This is a genomic window from Micromonospora sp. NPDC018662 (assembly GCF_044391475.1).
Classification (GTDB): Bacteria; Actinomycetota; Actinomycetes; order Mycobacteriales; family Micromonosporaceae; genus Micromonospora.
This window is the reverse complement of the sequence record NZ_JBISAC010000001.1, coordinates 932,368-951,151: the sequence shown is the minus strand read 5'-3', so window position 1 is coordinate 951,151 and position 18,784 is coordinate 932,368. Positions and strand designations below refer to the sequence as shown.

The window sequence follows — 18,784 nt, the reverse complement described above, 5'->3', positions numbered from 1 at the left end:
CTCCTGTCGTCATGGCGGCACGCCGGGGGAAGGGCGACCGCCAGTGGGAACCTCTGAAATTTCTTGCTGACCGGCGCGGGGGTGCTGCGCCGCTGCTCTCGCATGTTGCGGGGACGTTAGCAAGAGGTTGCAGAGAATGGAAGGGCTTGCAGAAGTGTACGCAAGACTTTGCCGTTGAGCTAAAGTGCCGCCATGCGCGCTCGACTGTCCGACATCGCCCAACAGGCCGAAGTCAGCGAGGCCACGGTGTCGCGGGTGCTCAACGACCGCCCCGGAGTGGCCCCGGAGACCCGGCAGGCCGTCCTCACCGCCCTCGACGTGCTCGGCTACGAACGTCCGGCCCGGCTGCGCAAACGCAGCGCCGGGTTGGTCGGCCTGGTCGTGCCCGAGCTGGACAACCCGATCTTCCCGGCGTTCGCCCAGATCATCGAGTCCGCGCTGGCCCCCACCGGCTATACGCCGGTGCTGTGCACCCAGACGCCCGGCGGCGTCCGCGAGGACGAGTACGTGGAGATGCTGCTGGACCGGCAGGTCTCCGGCATCGTCTTCGTCTCCGGCCTGCACGCCGACACCGCGGCCGACCACGACCGGTACCGCACGCTGCTCGCCCGGCCGCTGCCGATCGTCATGATCAACGGGTACGCCCCGGGCATCCCCGCGCCGTTCGTCTCCTGCGACGACCGGGAGTCCGCCGAACTCGCGGTCGCCCACCTGGTTGCGCTCGGGCACCGGCGGATCGGCCTGATCACCGGTCCGGACCGGTTCGTCCCGGTGCAGCGCAAGGTCGCCGGCTACAAGGCCGCGATGCGGCGCCTCACCGACGTCGCCGACGACGACCTGACCGAGCTGACCGAGCTGTCCCTGTTCGGCGTGGAGGGCGGCGAGGCCGCCGCCGGCCGGCTCCTCGAACGCGGGGTGACCGGCCTGGTCTGCGGCTCCGACCTGATGGCGCTCGGCGCGATCCGGGCCGCCCGCCAGCGCGGCCGGTCCGTTCCCGAGGACGTCTCGGTGGTCGGCTACGACGACTCCCCGCTGATGGCCTTCACCGACCCGCCGCTGACCACCGTGCGCCAGCCGGTCGCGGCGATGGCGGTGGCCGCCGTCCGGGCCCTGGTCGACGAGATCAACGGGCACCCGTCCCCGAACTCCGAATACCTGTTCCGCCCGGAGCTGGTGGTGCGCGGCTCCACCGCCGTGGCGAGACCAACCCCCACCCCCAAACGCCAACGCCCCACCCCCACCCCCTCCCTCCCCATCCCCGCCTAACCCACCCCGCCCGCCCCATCCCGGCGATCTTGCACGTTGGGCCCCGGCGAAAGGGATGAATCGCCCGCAGCCGGGGCCGAAAGTGCAAGATCGAGGGCGCAGGGGCGGGCGGGGAAGGCCGGGGGCGTCTCGGGATGCGGGACGGGGGGTGACGGGGGACCGCGCGGGCTGACGGGTGACCGGCGTCATTTCTTGCGCAAGGAATGCTTGACTCTTGCAGCGTCGGCGCGGCATTCTGCTCACACACCCTGCGCCGCCACAGAACGGGAATCGACACCGATGACCTCCGCCCCCACCCCCACCCCCCTGGCCACCGACGACGACTGGTGGCGGTCCGCAGTCGTCTACCAGGTCTACGTCCGCAGCTTCGCGGACGCGAACTCCGACGGCGTCGGTGACCTCCAGGGCATCCGGGGGCGCCTGCCCTACCTGCGCGAGCTGGGCGTGAACGCGCTCTGGCTGACGCCCTTCTACACCTCGCCGCAGGTCGACGCCGGCTACGACGTGGCCGACTACCGGGACGTCGACCCGCTGTTCGGCAACCTCACCGACTTCGACGAGATGATCACCGACGCGCACGCCCTGGGCCTGCGGATCATCGTCGACCTGGTGCCGAACCACACCTCCAGCGCGCACCCCTGGTTCGCCGCGGCGCTCGCCGCCGGCCCGGGCTCACCCGAGCGCGAGCGCTACCTGTTCGCCGACGGCAAGGGCGAGCAGGGCGAGCTGCCCCCGAACGACTGGGAGAGCATCTTCGGCGGCCCGGCCTGGACGCGGGTGGTCGACGGCCAGTGGTACCTGCACCTGTTCGACCCGGCCCAGCCGGACCTGAACTGGCGCCACCCCGAGGTGCGGGCCGAGTTCGAGGACGTCCTGCGCTTCTGGCTGGACCGCGGCGTCGACGGCTTCCGGATCGACGTGGCACACGGGATGATCAAGGCCGAGGGCCTGCCGGACGTCGGCTTCAGCACGATGACCACCGGGCAACGCCAGTCGGATCTGCTGGGCAAGGGCCGACTGCCCTACTTCGACCAGGACGAGGTGCACGACATCTACCGCGCCTGGCGGCCGATCCTGGACAGCTACCCGGGCGGCCGGATGGCGGTCGCCGAGGCCTGGGCCGAGACGCCGCAGCGGCTGGCCCGCTACATCGGCCCGGACGAGCTGCACCAGGCATTCAGCTTCGACTTCCTGGAAGCCACCTGGTCGGCCGACTCGTTCCGCAAGGTGATCGACACGGCGCTGGCCGAGGCGACCATCGTCGGCGCGCCGACCACCTGGGTGCTCTCCAACCACGACAAGCAGCGCCACGTCACCCGGTACGGCGACGGCGAGGTCGGCCTGCGCCGCGCCCGGGCCGCCGCGCTGCTGATGTTCGCGCTGCCCGGCTGCGCGTACGTCTACCAGGGCGAGGAACTGGGCCTGCCGGAGGTGCTGGACCTCCCGGACGAGCTGCGCCAGGACCCGTCGTTCCTGCGCACCGGCGAGAGTCGGGACGGCTGCCGGGTGCCGATCCCGTGGAGCGGCGAGCTGGCCCCGTACGGCTTCGGGCCGGACGGCAGCGAACTGAGCTGGCTTCCGGCGCCGGCGACCTGGCGGGCCCTCTCGGTGGCCGCCCAGTCCGGGGTGCCCGGCTCGACGCTGGAGCTGTACCGGGCGGCGCTGCGGATCCGGGGCGAGCACCCGGCGCTGGCCGGCCTCGGCGGCATCACCTGGCTGGAGACCGAACCGGGCGTGCTGGCGTTCCGCCGCGCCGCCGGGGACACGGAGCTGACCTGCGTGGTCAACCTCAGCGGCGCCGACGTGACGGTCGCCGGCCACGGCCGGCCGCTCGTCGCCAGCGCCGACCTCACCGAGCGGGGCGACGGACACGTCCTGCCGGTGGACGCAGCCGCGTGGTTCGAACGGCGCTGAGCCGGGTAACCCGCCAACGACCTGGTCGTCCGTTGTGCTCCGCGCCGACGGGCGGCTGGGCTGCCGACCCCTTGTGGTGGGGGGTGAGGTGACACCGGCCCCCGGGAGTCCGCTCCCGGGGGCCGATGTCCGTCCGGGAACCGCGCCGGAGGTCAGGCGCCCTTGGCGGTGAGCAGCGCCGCGATCCGGGCGAAGCCGGCGCGGACCTCGTCGGAGTCCGGCGGGTTCGCCGGCTGCGGCTCCGGCTGACGTTCGGCGGCCAGCTCCAACTCGTCGTCGATGACGTCCTCGAAGTCGCCGTACAGGTCGGCCTGGTCGGTCTCGTCCGTGGCGGCGATCTGCGCGGCGGCGATCTCGCCGCGGATCTCCTCCGGCGTCAGCGCCGGCAGCAGCGGCTCCACGACCGCCATCAGCTGCTCCTCGGCCACCACCGCCTCGGCCAGCGCCAGCGCGTGCGGCCGCTCGTACGGGCCGCAGACCACCGGCTCCCACTCGTCCTCGGCGGCCAGCGGGCCGAACGTGATGATCCAGGGCAGGCCCAGCATCGGCGAGTCGTCCGGCAGGTCCAGTGTCACGAGTGCGCCCACCGGCCCATCATCGTCGTTCCGCGCCCGCGTGGGGACCGCAATCCCCCGAGTCTCCCCGCTCAGGCGACCGCCGTCAGCCACGCGTACCGGCGTCCAACGCCGCCCGGACCAGCGCGACCGCCCGCTCCGGCGGCACACCCAGGCGACGCGCCTCGGCCGCGTAGTCGGCGGCGGCCCGGTGCAGCCGGTCGGTGGCGTCGTCGCGTCCGGGGGCCACCACGGTGCCGTGCCGGCCCCGGGTCTGCACCAGCCCGGCGGCCTCCAGCTCGCGGTAGGCCCGCGCCACCGTGTTCACCGCCAGCCCCAGGTCGGCGGCGAGCTGCCGGACCGCCGGCAGCCGGGTGCCCACCGCCAGCCGCCCGTCGGAGACGGCGCTCGCGAGCTGCGCGCGCACCTGCTCGTACGGGGGTGTCGCCGACTCCGCGTCCACCCGGATCCGCGGGCTCATCCCCCACCCCCGGGGGTGCCCGGGTCGGTCTCCTCGTCGAGCACGTCCGCCTCCACGTCCACCTCGCGCGCGCCGCCCTCGGCCAGGTCGACCACCCGCCCGTAGCGGCTGGTGGCGGCCAGCGCGGCGCCGAAGAGCACCATCTGGTTGAGCAGGTAGAGGTAGAGCAGCAGGCCCACGGCGGTCGCCACCACCGTGTACGCCGGATTCCGCTCGGTGCGCACCACGTAGTAGCGCCCCACGGTGTTGAGCAGCGTGATGCCGACCGCGACGGTCAGCACGGCCGGGCGCAACCGGCGGCGGCTCATCCGCAGCCGGGGCACGGCCAGCAGCAACGCGGCGGCGAGCACGGCGTTGACCAGCACGCTCAGCACCGCGCTGACCGTGGTCAGGCCGACCGAGCCGGTGCTGCGCAGCAGGAAACGCAGCAGCGACTCCAGCGCGTCGACGGCGGCGACCGAGACGAAGAGCAGCACGAAGACCGCGACCAGCACGCCCAGGTCGACCAAACGGCGCACCACGAGGTTGCCGGGCTGCTGGTTGAAGCCGTACATGAGGCGCTGCGACGAGCGGATCGCCTCCACCCAGCCGATCCCGGTGAAGACCAGGATGACCAGGCCGACCACGCCGACGGTGTTGCTGCTCTCGGCGATCTGCGCCGGGTCGAGGAAGGGCAGGTTCTCCCGGAGGAAATCACCCGCCGCGCGGCTGACCTCCTCGTTGTCGCGCAGCACCGCGCCGAAGATCCAGTACGCGACCAGCGCGAGCGCGAACACGGCGAAGAAGCCGTAGTAGGCGATGGCGGCGGCGAGCCGCCCGGCGAGCAGGTCGGCGTAGAGCGTCCCGGCCAGCCAGAGGTGGTCGAACGCGGACGAGCGACCGCGGGCCGCGTCGATCCGGCGCCCGATCGCCGCCTCGATCCGGCCGAAGACGTTCACCCCGTCATCCTCGCCGATCGCCGCCCCCGGCGGAGGCGGCCCGGCCGGCCGGGTGTTCAGCGCGGGCCGCCGAGCCGGAAGTCGCGGCGCGGCTGCCAGCGGGTCGCCCCGCTGTGCGAGAAGAGCGTGAACGCCTCCACCTCGAACAGCGCGGAGAAGTCGGCCAGGTCCTCGTACGCCTTGTCGAGCACCTCGGGCGGCACGTCCTGGGCCACTGTGACGTGCGGGTGGTAGGGGAAGCGCGCCTCGCGCCGCAGCTCCGGGGCCGAGTTGATGGCGGCGGCGAGCAGCTCGCACTCGCTGATCCCGGCCGCCACCGTCACGAAGACCACCTGGGTGACCGGGCGGAACGTGCCGGTGCCGCGCAGGTGCAGCGTGAACGGCAGGTGCGTGGCGGCCACCCGGCTCAGGTGTTCCTCGACCGCGGGCAGCGCGCGGACCGGGATCTCGGTGGGCCCGAGCAGGGTGACGTGGGCCGGGACGGCCTGCGGGTCGCCGGCGGAGACCCGGCGGCGGGTGAGCAGCCCGCCCCACGGCTCCGGCACGTCGACCGCGATCCCGATCTGGATCGTGTCCCCGCCGCCCGGCGCTGCGTCACTGCCCGCCACGTTGCGCGCCATCCCTCCGGTCACCGTCACCGTTGCCGCCCCGGGCCGCTACTCGAACCGCACCGGGGGGAAGAAGCCGACCCGCTCGTACACGGTGCGCAGGGTGCCGGCCGCCACCGCCCGGGCCTTCTCCGCGCCCTGTGCGAGCAGCTTGTCGAGCTGGGCCGGGTCGTCCAGGTAGGCGTTGGTGCGCTCCTGGACCGGGGTGACGAACTCCCGCACCACCTCGGCGAGGTCCTTCTTGAGATCGCCGTAGCCCTTGCCGTCGTACGCCGCGACCAGGTCGTCGATGCTCCGGCCGGAGAGCGCGGAGTAGATGGTGAGCAGGTTGGAGACGCCCGGCTTCCCGGTCGCGTCGAAGACGATCTCGCGGCCGGTGTCGGTGACCGCCGAGCGGATCTTCTTGGCCGAGCGGGCCGGATCTTCCAGCAGGTCGATGATGCCGGCCGGGGAGGAGGACGACTTCGACATCTTGGCCGTCGGGTCCTGCAGATCGACGATCTTGGCGGTGTCCTTCACGATGTGTGGCGCCGGCACGGTGAAGGTCGGGCCGAACAGCGAGTTGAACCGCTGGGCCAGGTCGCGGGAGAGCTCCAGGTGCTGCCGCTGGTCCTCGCCGACCGGCACCGCGTGCGCCTGGTAGAGCAGGATGTCGGCGGCCTGGAGGATCGGGTAGGTGAACAGGCCCACGCTGGCCCGCTCACTGCCCTGCTTCTGCGACTTGTCCTTGAACTGGGTCATCCGGCCGGCCTCGCCGAAGCCGGTGATGCAGCCGAGCACCCAGGCCAGCTGCGGATGCTCGGGCACCTGCGACTGGGCGAAGAGGATGCTGCGCTCCGGGTCGATGCCCAGCGCGAAGAGCTGCGCGGCCGCCACCCGGCTGCGTCGCTTGAGCAGCTCGGGGTCGTGCCCCGCGGTGATCGCGTGCAGGTCGACCACGCAGTAGAACGCCTCGTGGCTGTCCTGCAGCGCCACCCAGTGCCGCAGCGCGCCCAGGTAGTTCCCGAGGTGGAACGAGTCGGCCGTCGGCTGGATGCCGGAGAAGACGCGCGGGCGGGCGGGTACGTCGGACATGGCGGCAATTCTGTCAGCAAGCCCCCGGGTCCGTCATGACGGGCCGGCGGGTCGGGCGGGTACGGGCGGGCGCGGGCCGTTGACCTCGCGCCGGGGCTCGGGCAGCCGGCGTACGGAGACCGCCAGGCGGGACACCCGCCGGCCGTCGAGCGCCAGCACCCGCAGCAGCCAGCCCTCCGGATCGGCGGCATCCGTACCGTCGGCCGGGTCGTCCCGCACCGGCACCTCGTCGCCGACCACCGGCAGGCGGCCCAGCGCGGCCATCACGTACCCGCCGACCGTCTCGTAGGGGCCGGCGGGTAGCGGCACCCCGGTGCGTTCGGCGAAGTCGGCCAGGTTGAGCCGGCCGTCGACCACGGCGGGCAGGCCGGCCGGCCCCGGGTCGGGCGGGCCGTGACGCCCGTCGTGGATCTCCCCGACCAGCTCCTCCACCAGGTCCTCGCAGGTGACGATGCCGGCGGTGCCGCCGTACTCGTCGACCACGACGGCCAGGTGGTGCCCCTCCCGGCGCATCTCGGTGAGCGCCGCGAGCACCCGCTTGCTGCCCGGCAACCGCTTCACCTCGCGGGTCAGCTCACCGACCGCGACCCGGCCGGCCGGTTCCGGGCGCAGCAGCACGTCCCGCAGGTGCACCAGGCCGACCACGTCGTCGTGCGTGCCGTCCACCACCGGGTAGCGGGTGTGCGGGTCGGCCCGGACCAGCCGCTGCGCCTCGGCCACGGGCAGGCCGGCGGCGAGGAAGACCACCTCGGTGCGGGGCACCATCACCTCGCGGACCAGCCGCGCGCCGGCCACCAGCACCTCGTCGATGATCCGCCGCTCGTCCGGGTCGAGCAGCGTGTTCGCGGCGACCAGGTCGCGCAGGTCGGCCTCGCTGATCCGTTCCCGCCCGGCGGTGGGACTGGCCCCGAGCAGGTCGGTCACCACCCGGGTGGCGCCGTCGGCGGCCCGCACCACGAGCCGGGCCACGGCCCGGGCGAGCGGGCCGGATTCGCGTCGGGACCGCCCCGACGGTCGCCGCCGGGGCCCGGGACCACCCGCTTCCCGCATGACAAGCATGGTAGACAGCGACCGCCGCACGGCCGGCCCGATGTGCGGATCTGTTCAATCCTGATGGATCGTGATGGAATGGAGTGACGCTCACTCGACCGTCGCGCCGTCGCCGCCGGCCGTAGGGTGATCACGGACGGCCGACACGGACGCGGCCAGGCAGGAGGATCGACGTGAAACTGCTCGTCACCGGCGGCGCCGGCTACATCGGCAGCGTGGTGACCCGGATGCTGCTCGACCACGGCCACCAGGTGACCGTGCTGGACGACCTGCGCACCGGCCACCGCGAGGCGCTCGCCCCCGACGCCACCCACGTCGACCTGCCCGTGCACGAGGCCGCCCGGGTGCTCACCCCGGACGCCGGGTTCGACGGGGTGCTGCACTTCGCCGCCCTGATCGCCGCCGGCGAGTCGATGATCCGCCCCGAGCTCTACTGGCACACCAACACCGTCGGCTCGATCGCCCTGATCGACGCCGTCCGCGCCGCCCGGGTGCCCCGGATGGTCTTCTCCTCGACCGCCGCCGTCTACGGCAACCCCATCGAGCTGCCCATCCCGGAGACCGCCGTCAAGGCCCCCACCAACACGTACGGGGCGACCAAGCTGGCCGTCGACATGGCGCTCACGTCCGAGGCGATCGCGCACGAGCTGGGCGCCGTCTCGCTGCGCTACTTCAACGTCGCCGGGGCGTACCTGCGCGACGGGTCGGCGATCGGCGAACGGCACGACCCGGAGACGCACCTCATCCCGATCGCGCTCGACGTGGCCGCCGGCCGGCGCGAGAAGCTCCAGCTCTTCGGCGACGACTACCCGACCGTCGACGGCACCTGCGTCCGCGACTACATCCACGTGGAAGACCTGGCCCGCGCGCACCTGCTCGCGCTCGACGCCGCCACGCCCGGCCGGCACCGGATCTACAACCTGGGCAACGGCAGCGGCTTCACCAACCGCCAGGTCGTCGACGTGGTCCGTGAGGTCACCGGCCACCCGGTGCCGGTCGAGGTGGCGCCACGCCGCGAGGGCGACCCCGCCGAGCTGGTCGCGTCGTCCGCGCTGGCCCGCGACGAGCTGGGCTGGGTGCCGGCCAAGCCGACCCTGCACGACATGGTCGGCGACGCCTGGGCGTTCTACCGGGCGCACGTCGCGGGACAGCCGTCGTGACCGTCGCCGAGCGCGCCACCGCCGGCTTCCGGCAGCGGTACGGCGCCGAGCCGGTCGGCCGCTGGGCGGCTCCCGGGCGGGTCAACCTGATCGGCGAGCACACCGACTACAACGACGGCTTCGTGCTGCCCTTCGCGCTGCCGCTGCGTACCGTGGTCGCCGCGGCGCCCGGCCCGGACGGGCGCTGGACGGTCTGGTCGGAGCTGGACGAGGCACCGGTGGAGTTCGGCGCGGCGGAGGCCGACGAGCCCGGCCGGGTCGACGGCTGGGCGGCCTACGTGGCCGGGGTGGTGTGGGCGCTGCGCGCCGCCGGCCTCGACGTGCCCGGCGCCCGGCTCGCCGTCGCCTCCGACGTCCCGGTCGGCTCCGGGCTCTCCTCGTCGGCCGCCATCGAGTCGGCGGTGCTGGCCGCGCTGGTCGACCTCGGCGGGCTCGACCTGCCCACCGAACGCTGGCCCCGGCTCGCCCAGCGCGCCGAGAACGACTACGTCGGCGCGCCCACCGGGATCATGGACCAGTCCGCTGTCGTCCGGGGCCGCGCGGGTCACGCGCTGTTCCTCGACTGCCGCACCGAGGAGGTCGAGCAGATCCCGTTCGACCTGGACGCGGCCGGGCTGGCCGTGCTGGTGGTCGACTCCCGCGCGCCGCACCGGCACGCCGACGGCGAGTACGCGGCCCGGCGGAAGAGCTGCGAGCGGGCCGCCGCGACGCTCGGGGTGGCCGCCCTGCGCGACGTGCCCGCCGACGGCCTCGACGCGGCGCTGGCCCGCCTCGACGACGACGAGACCCGACGCCGGGTCCGGCACGTGGTCACCGAGAACCAGCGGGTGCTCGACACCGTCGCGTTGCTGCGCGCCGACCGGGTCCGCGACACCGGTCCGCTGCTCACCGCCTCGCACGCCTCGATGCGCGACGACTTCGAGATCACCGTCCCGGAGATCGACACCGCGGTCGAGGCGGCGCTGGCGGCCGGGGCGCACGGCGCGCGGATGACCGGCGGCGGCTTCGGCGGCTGCGTGCTCGCCCTGGTCGACGCGGACGCCGCCGACGAGGTGGCGCGTGCCGTGGCGGCGGCCTACGCCGAGCGCGGCTTCGCCGCCCCCCGCACCCTGACCGTCCTCCCCGCCCCCGGCGTCACCCGCCTCCCCTGACCCGCCCTCCCCGCCCTCCCCGCCCTCCCCGCCCTCCCCCGCCCTCCCCCAGTCTCCCCCGGTCTACGCCCCTGATTCACGGAAAGAGTGGCCATCCACGCTCGGATGGCCACTCTTTCCGTGAATCAGCGCGACGGGCGCGACGAGGGCGACGGGGGCGACGGGGAGGTGTCAGGCGGCTTCGACGATCATGCCGGCGCCTACCGTGCGGTTGGTGGATTCGTCGATGATCACGAAGCCGCCGGTGGTGCGGTTGCGGCGGTACTCGTCGGCGAGCAGCGGCACCGTGGTGCGCAGCCGGACCCGGCCGATCTCGTTGAGCTTCAACTCGGCCGCCGTCTCGTCCCGGTGCAACGAGTTGATGTCCAGCCGGTAGTGCAGCTCCCGCACGATCGTCCGCGCCGAACGGGTGGTGTGCTTGATCGCGTACCGGCCGCCGACCTGCAACGGCCGGCTCTCGTCCATCCAGCAGATCATCGCCTCGATGTCCTGCGCGACCATCGGGGCGTTGTTCGGCCGGCAGATCAGGTCACCGCGGGAGATGTCGATCTCGTCGGTCAGCCGGACCGTCACCGACATCGGCGGGAACGCCTCGTCCACCGGGCCGTCGGCCGTCTCCACCGCGGCGATCCGGCTGGTGAAGCCGGACGGCAGCACCATCACCTCGTCACCCGGCTTGAGCACGCCCGAGGCCACCTGACCGGCGTAGCCCCGGTAGTCGGTGACGGTGGTGGACTGCGGCCGGATCACGTACTGCACCGGGAACCGGACGTCGACCAGGTTCCGGTCCGAGGCGATGTGCACCCGCTCCAGGTGGTGCAGCAGCGAGGGGCCTTCGTACCACTGCATGTTCTCGGAGCGGGTGACGATGTTGTCGCCGCGCAGCGCGGAGATCGGCACCACGGTCAGGTCCGGCGCGTCGAGCTTCGCGGCGAACGCGGTGAACTCGTCGGCGATCCGCTCGAAGACCTCCTGCGACCAGTCGACCAGGTCCATCTTGTTGACGCACAGGACCAGGTGCGGCACCCGCAGCAGCGAGCAGAGGAACGCGTGCCGGCGCGACTGCTCCACCAGGCCCTTGCGCGCGTCCACCAGGATCAGCGCCAGGTCGGCCGTGGACGCGCCGGTGACCATGTTCCGGGTGTACTGGATGTGCCCCGGGGTGTCGGCGATGATGAACTTCCGCCGCGGCGTGGCGAAGTAGCGGTACGCCACGTCGATGGTGATGCCCTGCTCCCGCTCGGCGCGCAGGCCGTCGGTGAGCAGCGCCAGGTTGGTGTATTCGTCGCCGCGCGCCGCGCTGACCGCCTCGACCGCGGCGAGCTGGTCGCTGAAGAGCGACTTGGTGTCGTACAGCAGCCGGCCGATCAGGGTCGACTTGCCGTCGTCGACGCTGCCGGCGGTGGCGAACCGCAGCAGGTCCATCGGCCGGGCGGCGGTCTCCCCGTCGGCCGGTGCCCAGGTGTCGACACTCATCAGAAGTAGCCCTCTCGCTTGCGGTCCTCCATGGCGGCCTCGCTGACCCGGTCGTCGCCGCGGGTCGCGCCGCGCTCGGTGATCCGGGTGGCGGCCACTTCCTCGATCACCTTCTCCACCGTGTCGGCGTCCGAGCGGACCGCCGCGGTGCAGGAGGCGTCACCCACGGTCCGGTACCGCACCTGGGCCTTGAACGGCTGCTCACCGGCGCGGGCCCGGAAGAACTCGTTGACCGCGTAGAACATGCCGTCGCGCTCGATCACCTCGCGCTCGTGCGCGAAGTAGATCGCCGGCAGCGGGATCCGCTCCCGGGCGATGTAGTGCCAGACGTCCAGCTCGGTCCAGTTGGAGAGCGGGAACACCCGGATCGACTCGCCGGGGTGGTGCCGGCCGTTGTACAGCGACCACAGCTCCGGACGCTGGTTCTTCGGGTCCCACTGGCCGAACTCGTCGCGGAAGCTGAACACCCGCTCCTTGGCCCGGGCCTTCTCCTCGTCCCGTCGGGCGCCGCCGAAGAGCGCGTCGAAGCGGTGCTTCTCCACCGCGTCGAGCAGCACCGGCGTCTGGATGCGGTTGCGCATGCCGTCGGCCGACTCGCGGACCATGCCCTTGTTCAGCGCCTCCGGCACGCTGGCCACGATGAGGTGCAGGCCCAACTCGGCCACCCGCTGGTCGCGGTAGTCGAGCACCTCGGGGAAGTTGTGCCCGGTGTCCACATGCATCACCGGGAACGGGATGTTGGCCGGCGCGAACGCCTTCTGCGCCAACCGGAGCATCACGATCGAGTCCTTGCCACCGGAGAAGAGCAGGACCGGCCGCTCCATCTCGGCGACGACCTCGCGCATCACGAAGATGCTCTCCGCCTCGAGCGCGTCGAGGTGCGACACCTGGTACGCGGCGGGGGCCGTCATGACACGAACTCGATTCGCTCGGATCCGTACATCGGATTCCAGACCTTTCCGGTCGGAGTCGTGAAGAAGAACGCTCAGGTTACCCGGAACGGCGCTGCAACGCGGCAAGCAACCGACTCGCGAGATCCTTGCGGCAGACCAGCAGATCGGGTAGGCGCGGGTCGGCCTCGTTGTATTTCAGCGCAGAACCGTCGATCCGGGAAGCGTGCAGTCCGGTGGCCGTCGCCACAGCGACCGGAGCGGCCGAGTCCCACTCGTACTGGCCGCCGGCGTGGATGTACGCGTCGACCTCGCCGGTCACCACCGCGGCGATCTTCGCACCCGCCGAGCCCATCGGAACCAGATGAGCGCCGACGTCCTCTGCCAGATCGGTCAGGAAAACCGGCGGACGGCTACGGCTGACCGCCAATCGGATGGCCCGCCCGCTGCCCGCCGTGGCCGCCTCCAAGGTCATCGGCGGGTACGCCGGCGGGTAGTCCGTGCCCAGCACCCGGTGCTGCGCCGGCAGGCCCACCGCGCCCGCCACCAGCCCGTGCGGCGTGGGCGCGTGCCGCGACCAGAGCGCCACGTGCACCGCCCAGTCCGCGCGCCCCTCCTCCGCGTACTCCCGGGTGCCGTCCAACGGGTCGATGATCCACACCCGGTCCGCGGTCAGCCGGGACATCGCCTCGCGGCTCACCTCGGCCGTCCAGGCCAGCCGCGAGCCCTCGTCCTCCTCCGACAACACCGCGTCCGCCGGGCGCCACCGGGCCAGCTCGGTCCGGATCAGGTCGTGCGAGACCTTGTCCCCGGCCGACGTCAGCGCCCCGGCGTCCGCGAAGCCCAGCTCCGCGCGCAGACCCGTCAACGCCTGCCCCGCCCGCGACGCCAACCAGCGGGCGAACGCGCCGTCGATCATCGGAGGACTGCCCATGGTGTCACCGCTCCCGTCGCCGGCTTCGCTCACGTCGCGAGGCGCAGACTACCGGCCGGCGCGGGGCCCGCCGGTCAAGCCCCGTGGTACAGGTTCTGCGTCGGCTCCACACCCTTGGTGACCACCGACTCCACCACGTCCGCCGCGCGGTCGACCAGGAACTCCAGCTCCTTGCGCTCCGCGCCGGAGAAATCCGAGAGTACGTAGTCGGCCGGGTCCTGCCGACCCGGCGGCCGCCCGATGCCGAACCGCACCCGGACGTAGTCCTTCGTGCCCAGCGACTTCGACATCGACCGCAGGCCGTTGTGGCCGCCCTCGCCGCCGCCGCACTTCACCCGCACCTGGCCGTAGCCGATGTCCAGCTCGTCGTGCACCGCGATCACCCGGGCCGGCGGGATCTTGTGGAACTGCGCCAGCCCGGCCACCGGGCCGCCGGAGAGGTTCATGTAGGTCAACGGCTTGAGCAGCACCAGCTTCGGGCCGCCGAACCCGAGCCGCCCCTCGGCCGCCTCCGCCACCGCCCGCTTGTGCCGGCCGAACTTCGCGCCCAGCCGGGCGGCCAGCAGGTCAGCCACCATGAACCCGACGTTGTGCCGGTTGTTCGCGTACTCCCGACCGGGGTTGCCCAGGCCGACCACCAGCCACGGCCCCGCCTCGTCCGTCACCTGAGACACCCCTTCCCGCTCGCTTCCCCGACGACCCGCCCCGATACGCCGACAGGCGCCCCCGGACACCGGGGACGCCTGTCGCACAGCCTGCGGACCGATCAGGCCTCGGTCTTCGCCTCGGCCGGGGCCTCGGCGCCCTCGCCGGCCGGAGCGCCCTCCGGCGACTCGGCGGTCTCCTCGCCGGTCTCGGCCTCGGCCTCCTCGGTGGCCTCCTCGACCTCGGGGAGGGTGGCCTCGAGCTGCTCGGCGGTCGGGGCGGCGGTCACCGAGGCGACAGCGGTCTCGTCGTCGGTGGCCAGCTCGACGCCGGCCGGCAGCTCGACGTCGGCGGCGGTGATCGTGGTGCCCGGCTCGGCGCCCTCGATCGACGCCTCCAGGTGGTCCGGCACCTTGGTGGCGTCGGCGGTCACCGACAGCGTGTCGTGGTCGTGCACGATCAGGGTGTCCTTCGCGGCCTCACCGGTCAGCTGAACCGGGACCTCGACGGTGACCTTCTCGCCACGACGGACGAGCAGCAGGTCCACGTGCTCGAAGGTGTCCTTGATCGGGTCGCGCTGGATCGCCTTCGGCAGCGCCAGCACCTGGGTGCCGTCGCTGACCTCGATCGCGAAGAGCTGGTTCGCGCCGCCCTTACGGATCGCGGCGGCGAACTCCCGGGCCGGCAACGCGATGTGCTTGGGCTTCTCGCCGTGGCCGTACAGCACGGCGGGCACCTTGCCGGCCCGGCGGGTACGACGGGCACCACCCTTGCCGAACTCGGTACGGGGCTCGGCGCTGATCTTTACCTCGGACACGGGGAAACTCCTGATGCTTCGCTGCGGCGGCTTGTCGTCTGGCGGTGCTGGGCGAGGGGCTCGCTGGGGCTCAAGGTCATGAACGACCGCCCGGAGCACCGCGTCGATGACGGCGCCTCCGCGCGGTGCTATTCAGCAGCCCGCCGGGCACCCTCGCCGTGGCAACCGCACCAGTCTACCCGAGCGATTTCCGCGCCTGCCGGCAGTCCCCCATTATCACCGCGCCGGCCGGTCCGCAGCGCAACGGCCCGGCCGCCGGACGATGCCGGCGACCGGACCGGAGTGCTCAGCTCAGGCCACCGAAGAGGGTGGTCACCGAACCGTCGTCGAAGACCTCCCGGATCGCCCGCGCCAGCAGCGGGGCGATCGACAGCACTGTCAACTTGTCGAGCTGCTTCTCCGGCGGCAGCGGCAGCGTGTTCGTCACCACGACCTCACTGATCGGGCTGTTCTTCAGCCGCTCGGTCGCCGGGTCCGACAGCAGCGCGTGCGTCGACGCGACCACGATCTCGGCCGCCCCCGACTCCTTCAGGATGTCCGCCGCCTTGGAGATCGTGCCGCCGGTGTCGATCATGTCGTCCACGATCAGGCACACCCGGCCCTCGACCTCGCCCACCACGCGGTTCGCCACCACCTGGTTCGGCTTCAACGGGTCCCGGGTCTTGTGGATGAACGCCAACGGGCAACCACCCAGCCGGTCCGTCCAGCGCTCCGCCACGCGCACCCGGCCCGAATCCGGCGCCACCACCGTCATCGGCCGGCCCGCGTACTTGTGCTCCACGTACTCGGCCAGGATGTCCATCGCGAACAGGTGGTCCACCGGGCCGTCGAAGAAGCCCTGGATCTGCGCGGTGTGCAGATCCACGGTGAGGATCCGGTTCGCGCCCGCGGTCTTCAGCAGGTCGGCCACCAGCCGCGCCGAGATCGGCTCCCGACCCCGGTGCTTCTTGTCCTGCCGGGAGTAGGGATAGAACGGCAACACCACGGTGATCCGCTTGGCCGAACCACGCTTCAGCGCGTCCACCATGATCAGGGTCTCCATGACCCACGTGTTCACCCCGTGCGTCACGGACTGCACCACGAAGGCGTCCGAACCACGGACCGAGTCCTTGAACCGGACGAAGATCTCACCGTTGGCGAACTCGTACGCGTCGGCGGGCGTCGGCGCGACGCCGAGCACCTCACCGATCTCCTTGGCCAGCTCCGGAAAACCCCTTCCGGAGAAGAGCATCAGGCTCTTGCGGTTCTCGGCGACGATGCTGCCCATGGGCCCGTCTGCTCCCGTATGTCGGTGGTGCCCGGCGGGGCCGGGGACTGTTCGGTTGCAGTATCCCCCGGGTTCACCGATCCACCCACGGCCCGGCGGTCCCCGTGGATTCAGTCACCTTCGCTTGCGGCCCCGCCCGCCTCCGACGCACCCTCCCGGGCCTGCCGCGCCGCGTCCGCCGCCGCCGTGCCGGCGCGCTTGCGCAGCACCCAGCCCTCCACGTTGCGCTGCTGACCACGCGCCACCGCCATCGCGCCCGCCGGCACGTCCGCGATGATCACCGAACCGGCCGCGGTGTACGCGCCGTCGCCCACCCGCACCGGCGCCACGAACATGTTGTCCGCCCCGGTGCGCGCGTGACTGCCGATCGTGGTGTGGTGCTTGCGCACCCCGTCGTAGTTGACGAACACCGTGGCGGCGCCGATGTTGCTGTGCTCGCCGATCGTCGCGTCCCCGACGTAGGACAGGTGGGGCACCTTCGAGCCCTCGCCGATCGTCGCCTTCTTCGTCTCCACGAACGTGCCGACCTTCGCCTTGCGGGCCAGCCGCGACTCCGGCCGCAGGTACGCGTACGGACCGACGCTGGCCTGCGGGCCCACCTCGGCGCCCACCGCGTGGCTGCGCACCACGCTCGCGCCCTCGCCCACCGCGGTGTCGACGAGCGTGGTGTCCGGGCCGACCGACGCGCCCGCACCGACCGAGGTGGTGCCCTGCAACTGGGTGTTCTGGTCGATCACGGCGTCCCGCTCCAGCGTCACCGTCACGTCGATCCAGGTGGTGTGCGGGTCGAGGATGCTCACGCCGGTACGCATCCAACCCTCGTTCACCCGGTCGCGCAGCAGCCGGCGCAACCCCGCCAGCTCGACCCGGTCGTTGCAGCCCAGCGTCTCCACGTGGTCGGCCGCGCGGTGCACCGCCACCGGCTCGCCCGCGTCCCGGAGCAGCGCGAAGACGTCGGTGAGGTATTCCTCGCCCTGGTCGTTGTCGGTGGAGAGCTTGCCCAGCGCCGCCCGGAGCCGGGTCGCGTCGAACGCGTAGATGCCCGCGTTGATCTCGCGCAGCGCGCGCTGCTGCGGCGTGGCGTCGCGCTCCTCGACGATCTGCGCCAGCCGTCCCTGCGTGTCCCGCACGATCCGGCCCAGGCCGGTCGGGTCCGGCACCTCGGCGGCCAGCACGGTCGCCGCGGCGGCGGCGCCCTCGTGCGCCTCGACCAGGGCCGCGACGGTCTCCGGCCGCAGCAGCGGCACGTCCCCGTTGATCACCACGAGCGTGCCGGTCGCGTCCGGCACCGCGTCCAGCGCGATGCGGACCGCGTGCCCGGTGCCGAGCTGGCGCTCCTGGAGCACCGGCGTGGCCGCCGGGGCCACCTCGGTCAGGTGCGCCCGCACCTGGTCGGCGCCGTGGCCGACCACCACCACGGTGCGGTCCGCGCCGAGCGGCTCGGCCGCCGCCAGGACGTGACCGAGCAGGGTACGGCCGAGCAGCGGGTGCAGCACCTTGGGCACGGACGACTTCATCCGCTTGCCCTCACCGGCGGCGAGCACGACAACGGTGCGGAGGTGGGGCTGGGACACGACGTGGCTCCCGTCGGGACGGCGACAGTCTCGCGGTCATGCTAACCACGCGACGAAGGGCAAAGAGCAGAAGCTCCCGGGAGAGGATTCGAACCCCTATAATCAGGACCAAAACCTGACGTCCTGCCATTAGACGACCCGGGATGGTCGAAAACGGGCAGAAAGGGCGCTGCCCGGCGGCTGCCTACACCTTACCGGTCGAGAGGTGGATCTTCATTGCTCATTCCCTTCATGATCCCCTCGATCCGCCAGTAGAGCCGACTGCCGCCCACCACGTGCACGGTCAGGCAACCGTGATAGCCAGCGCCGACGTTCTTACGGGTGGTCGTCGGGCGGTGCCTCTTGATCGTGGTGCGCTGGAAACGCTCCGCCGGCACCCCGACCTGCCCCGCCAACCACCGGACCGCGGCGGCGGCGTCCGCCGTCTCGTGGATGCTGACGCGAAAGCGACGGTCGTCGGGCGGCACCTCGACGGCGTCCAGGAAGCGCAGGAAGAGCCCGACCAGCATGGGATCACTGTTGACGAACTTGATCCGGCAGTCATGCGGACGCCACGGTTTGGCCTTTCCACCCTCGCACCAGTAGATCGCCGCGCCGACCAGCAGGAGTTCGCGTCGATCCAGCCGCCGCACCCATCCGGCAGCCGCCGCGACCCCCTCCGCGCGGGCCGCGTCGCGAGCCGCGCGATGCGCCGCCCACTGGGCATCGGAACGGGCGCGTTGGGCGACCCGGCGCCGCCGGCTCACCACCTCGGGATCGAGCGGCAGATGCCGCGTCCAGAGGTAGGCCGTCGACTTGGACACCCGGAGCCGCTCCGCGATCTCCCCCACCGGGGAGCCGGATCGCCGCAACGCGAGCGCTTCGGCGTACAACTCCGTCTTCCAGCCGCGATAGGTCGGCGCGTCGGGAGGTTCGTCACGGGCCACCATGCACGAAAGATTAGAACAGACGTACGACACTGGTCGCCGGCCGGCCGGCGCGGGCC

At 72.4% G+C, this 18,784-nt stretch carries 17 protein-coding genes, 1 tRNA gene and 1 pseudogene; 4 read left to right on the top strand and 15 right to left on the bottom strand.

Annotated features, from left to right (window positions below; translation table 11 throughout):
• Nucleotides 1-192: 192 nt before the first annotated feature.
• Complete coding sequence (locus ACH495_RS04725) at nt 193-1,266, top strand: LacI family DNA-binding transcriptional regulator (protein ID WP_396856368.1); 1,074 nt, start codon at nt 193-195, stop codon at nt 1,264-1,266.
• Nucleotides 1,267-1,545: 279 nt separating this feature from the next.
• Complete coding sequence (locus ACH495_RS04720) at nt 1,546-3,180, top strand: glycoside hydrolase family 13 protein (protein ID WP_396856367.1); 1,635 nt, start codon at nt 1,546-1,548, stop codon at nt 3,178-3,180.
• 152 nt (nt 3,181-3,332) lie between these two features.
• Here ACH495_RS04720 and ACH495_RS04715 read toward each other — a convergent pair whose 3' ends face one another.
• From ACH495_RS04715 to ACH495_RS04690, 6 genes are all read right to left on the bottom strand, one after another.
• Nucleotides 3,333-3,767 (bottom strand): hypothetical protein, encoded by a 435-nt coding sequence (locus ACH495_RS04715; protein WP_396856366.1) that lies wholly within the window; start codon nt 3,765-3,767, stop codon nt 3,333-3,335.
• Between the two features lie 73 nt (nt 3,768-3,840).
• Nucleotides 3,841-4,215 carry a GntR family transcriptional regulator gene (locus tag ACH495_RS04710; protein WP_396856365.1) on the bottom strand — a complete coding sequence of 125 codons (375 nt, stop codon included), beginning with the start codon at nt 4,213-4,215 and terminating at the stop codon, nt 3,841-3,843.
• Nucleotides 4,212-5,153 (bottom strand): YhjD/YihY/BrkB family envelope integrity protein, encoded by a 942-nt coding sequence (locus ACH495_RS04705; protein WP_396856364.1) that lies wholly within the window; start codon nt 5,151-5,153, stop codon nt 4,212-4,214. The genes ACH495_RS04710 and ACH495_RS04705 overlap by 4 nt, the downstream gene beginning before the upstream one ends.
• A gap of 56 nt (nt 5,154-5,209) precedes the next feature.
• Nucleotides 5,210-5,773, bottom strand: a complete 564-nt coding sequence (locus ACH495_RS04700; RefSeq protein ID WP_396856525.1) for a 2'-5' RNA ligase family protein — start codon at nt 5,771-5,773, stop codon at nt 5,210-5,212.
• Nucleotides 5,774-5,809: 36 nt separating this feature from the next.
• A complete protein-coding gene (gene trpS, locus ACH495_RS04695; protein WP_396856363.1) occupies nt 5,810-6,835 on the bottom strand; it encodes a tryptophan--tRNA ligase in 1,026 nt (341 codons plus the stop codon).
• A gap of 33 nt (nt 6,836-6,868) precedes the next feature.
• Entirely contained in the window at nt 6,869-7,885 is a 1,017-nt protein-coding gene (locus ACH495_RS04690; protein WP_396856362.1) for a hemolysin family protein, read from the bottom strand.
• 227 nt (nt 7,886-8,112) lie between these two features.
• On the opposite strand from ACH495_RS04690, the gene galE reads away from it, so the two are divergent.
• Together galE and galK are read left to right on the top strand one after the other, a co-directional pair.
• The gene (gene galE / locus ACH495_RS04685) at nt 8,113-9,045 is read left to right on the top strand and encodes a UDP-glucose 4-epimerase GalE (RefSeq protein WP_396856524.1); all 933 of its coding nucleotides are present in this window, start codon (nt 8,113-8,115) and stop codon (nt 9,043-9,045) included.
• On the top strand, nt 9,042-10,196 hold the full coding sequence (galK, locus tag ACH495_RS04680) for a galactokinase (protein WP_396856361.1): 1,155 nt from the start codon (nt 9,042-9,044) through the stop codon (nt 10,194-10,196). Before galE ends, galK begins: the two co-directional genes overlap by 4 nt.
• Before the next feature lie 171 nt (nt 10,197-10,367).
• Here galK and ACH495_RS04675 read toward each other — a convergent pair whose 3' ends face one another.
• From ACH495_RS04675 to ACH495_RS04635, 9 genes and pseudogenes are all read right to left on the bottom strand, one after another.
• Nucleotides 10,368-11,672, bottom strand: a complete 1,305-nt coding sequence (locus ACH495_RS04675) for a sulfate adenylyltransferase subunit 1 (protein WP_396856360.1) — start codon at nt 11,670-11,672, stop codon at nt 10,368-10,370.
• Nucleotides 11,672-12,583 (bottom strand): sulfate adenylyltransferase subunit CysD, encoded by a 912-nt coding sequence (gene cysD, locus ACH495_RS04670; RefSeq protein WP_396856359.1) that lies wholly within the window; start codon nt 12,581-12,583, stop codon nt 11,672-11,674. Before cysD ends, ACH495_RS04675 begins: the two co-directional genes overlap by 1 nt.
• Nucleotides 12,584-12,662: 79 nt before the next feature.
• Nucleotides 12,663-13,496, bottom strand: a complete 834-nt coding sequence (locus ACH495_RS04665; protein ID WP_396856358.1) for an inositol monophosphatase family protein — start codon at nt 13,494-13,496, stop codon at nt 12,663-12,665.
• Nucleotides 13,497-13,570: 74 nt separating this feature from the next.
• Complete coding sequence (gene pth / locus ACH495_RS04660; protein ID WP_396856357.1) at nt 13,571-14,161, bottom strand: aminoacyl-tRNA hydrolase; 591 nt, start codon at nt 14,159-14,161, stop codon at nt 13,571-13,573.
• A gap of 101 nt (nt 14,162-14,262) precedes the next feature.
• On the bottom strand, nt 14,263-14,958 hold the full coding sequence (locus ACH495_RS04655; RefSeq protein WP_396856356.1) for a 50S ribosomal protein L25/general stress protein Ctc: 696 nt from the start codon (nt 14,956-14,958) through the stop codon (nt 14,263-14,265).
• Between the two features lie 286 nt (nt 14,959-15,244).
• Complete coding sequence (locus tag ACH495_RS04650; protein WP_396856355.1) at nt 15,245-16,225, bottom strand: ribose-phosphate diphosphokinase; 981 nt, start codon at nt 16,223-16,225, stop codon at nt 15,245-15,247.
• A gap of 50 nt (nt 16,226-16,275) precedes the next feature.
• Nucleotides 16,276-17,799, bottom strand: a pseudogene (gene glmU / locus ACH495_RS04645) (bifunctional UDP-N-acetylglucosamine diphosphorylase/glucosamine-1-phosphate N-acetyltransferase GlmU); the annotation flags it as partial.
• A gap of 73 nt (nt 17,800-17,872) precedes the next feature.
• Nucleotides 17,873-17,943, bottom strand: a tRNA-Gln gene (locus ACH495_RS04640).
• A 47-nt stretch (nt 17,944-17,990) separates the two neighbouring features.
• The gene (locus ACH495_RS04635; protein WP_396856354.1) at nt 17,991-18,728 is read right to left on the bottom strand and encodes a resolvase; all 738 of its coding nucleotides are present in this window, start codon (nt 18,726-18,728) and stop codon (nt 17,991-17,993) included.
• Between the last annotated feature and the right edge of the window lie 56 nt (nt 18,729-18,784).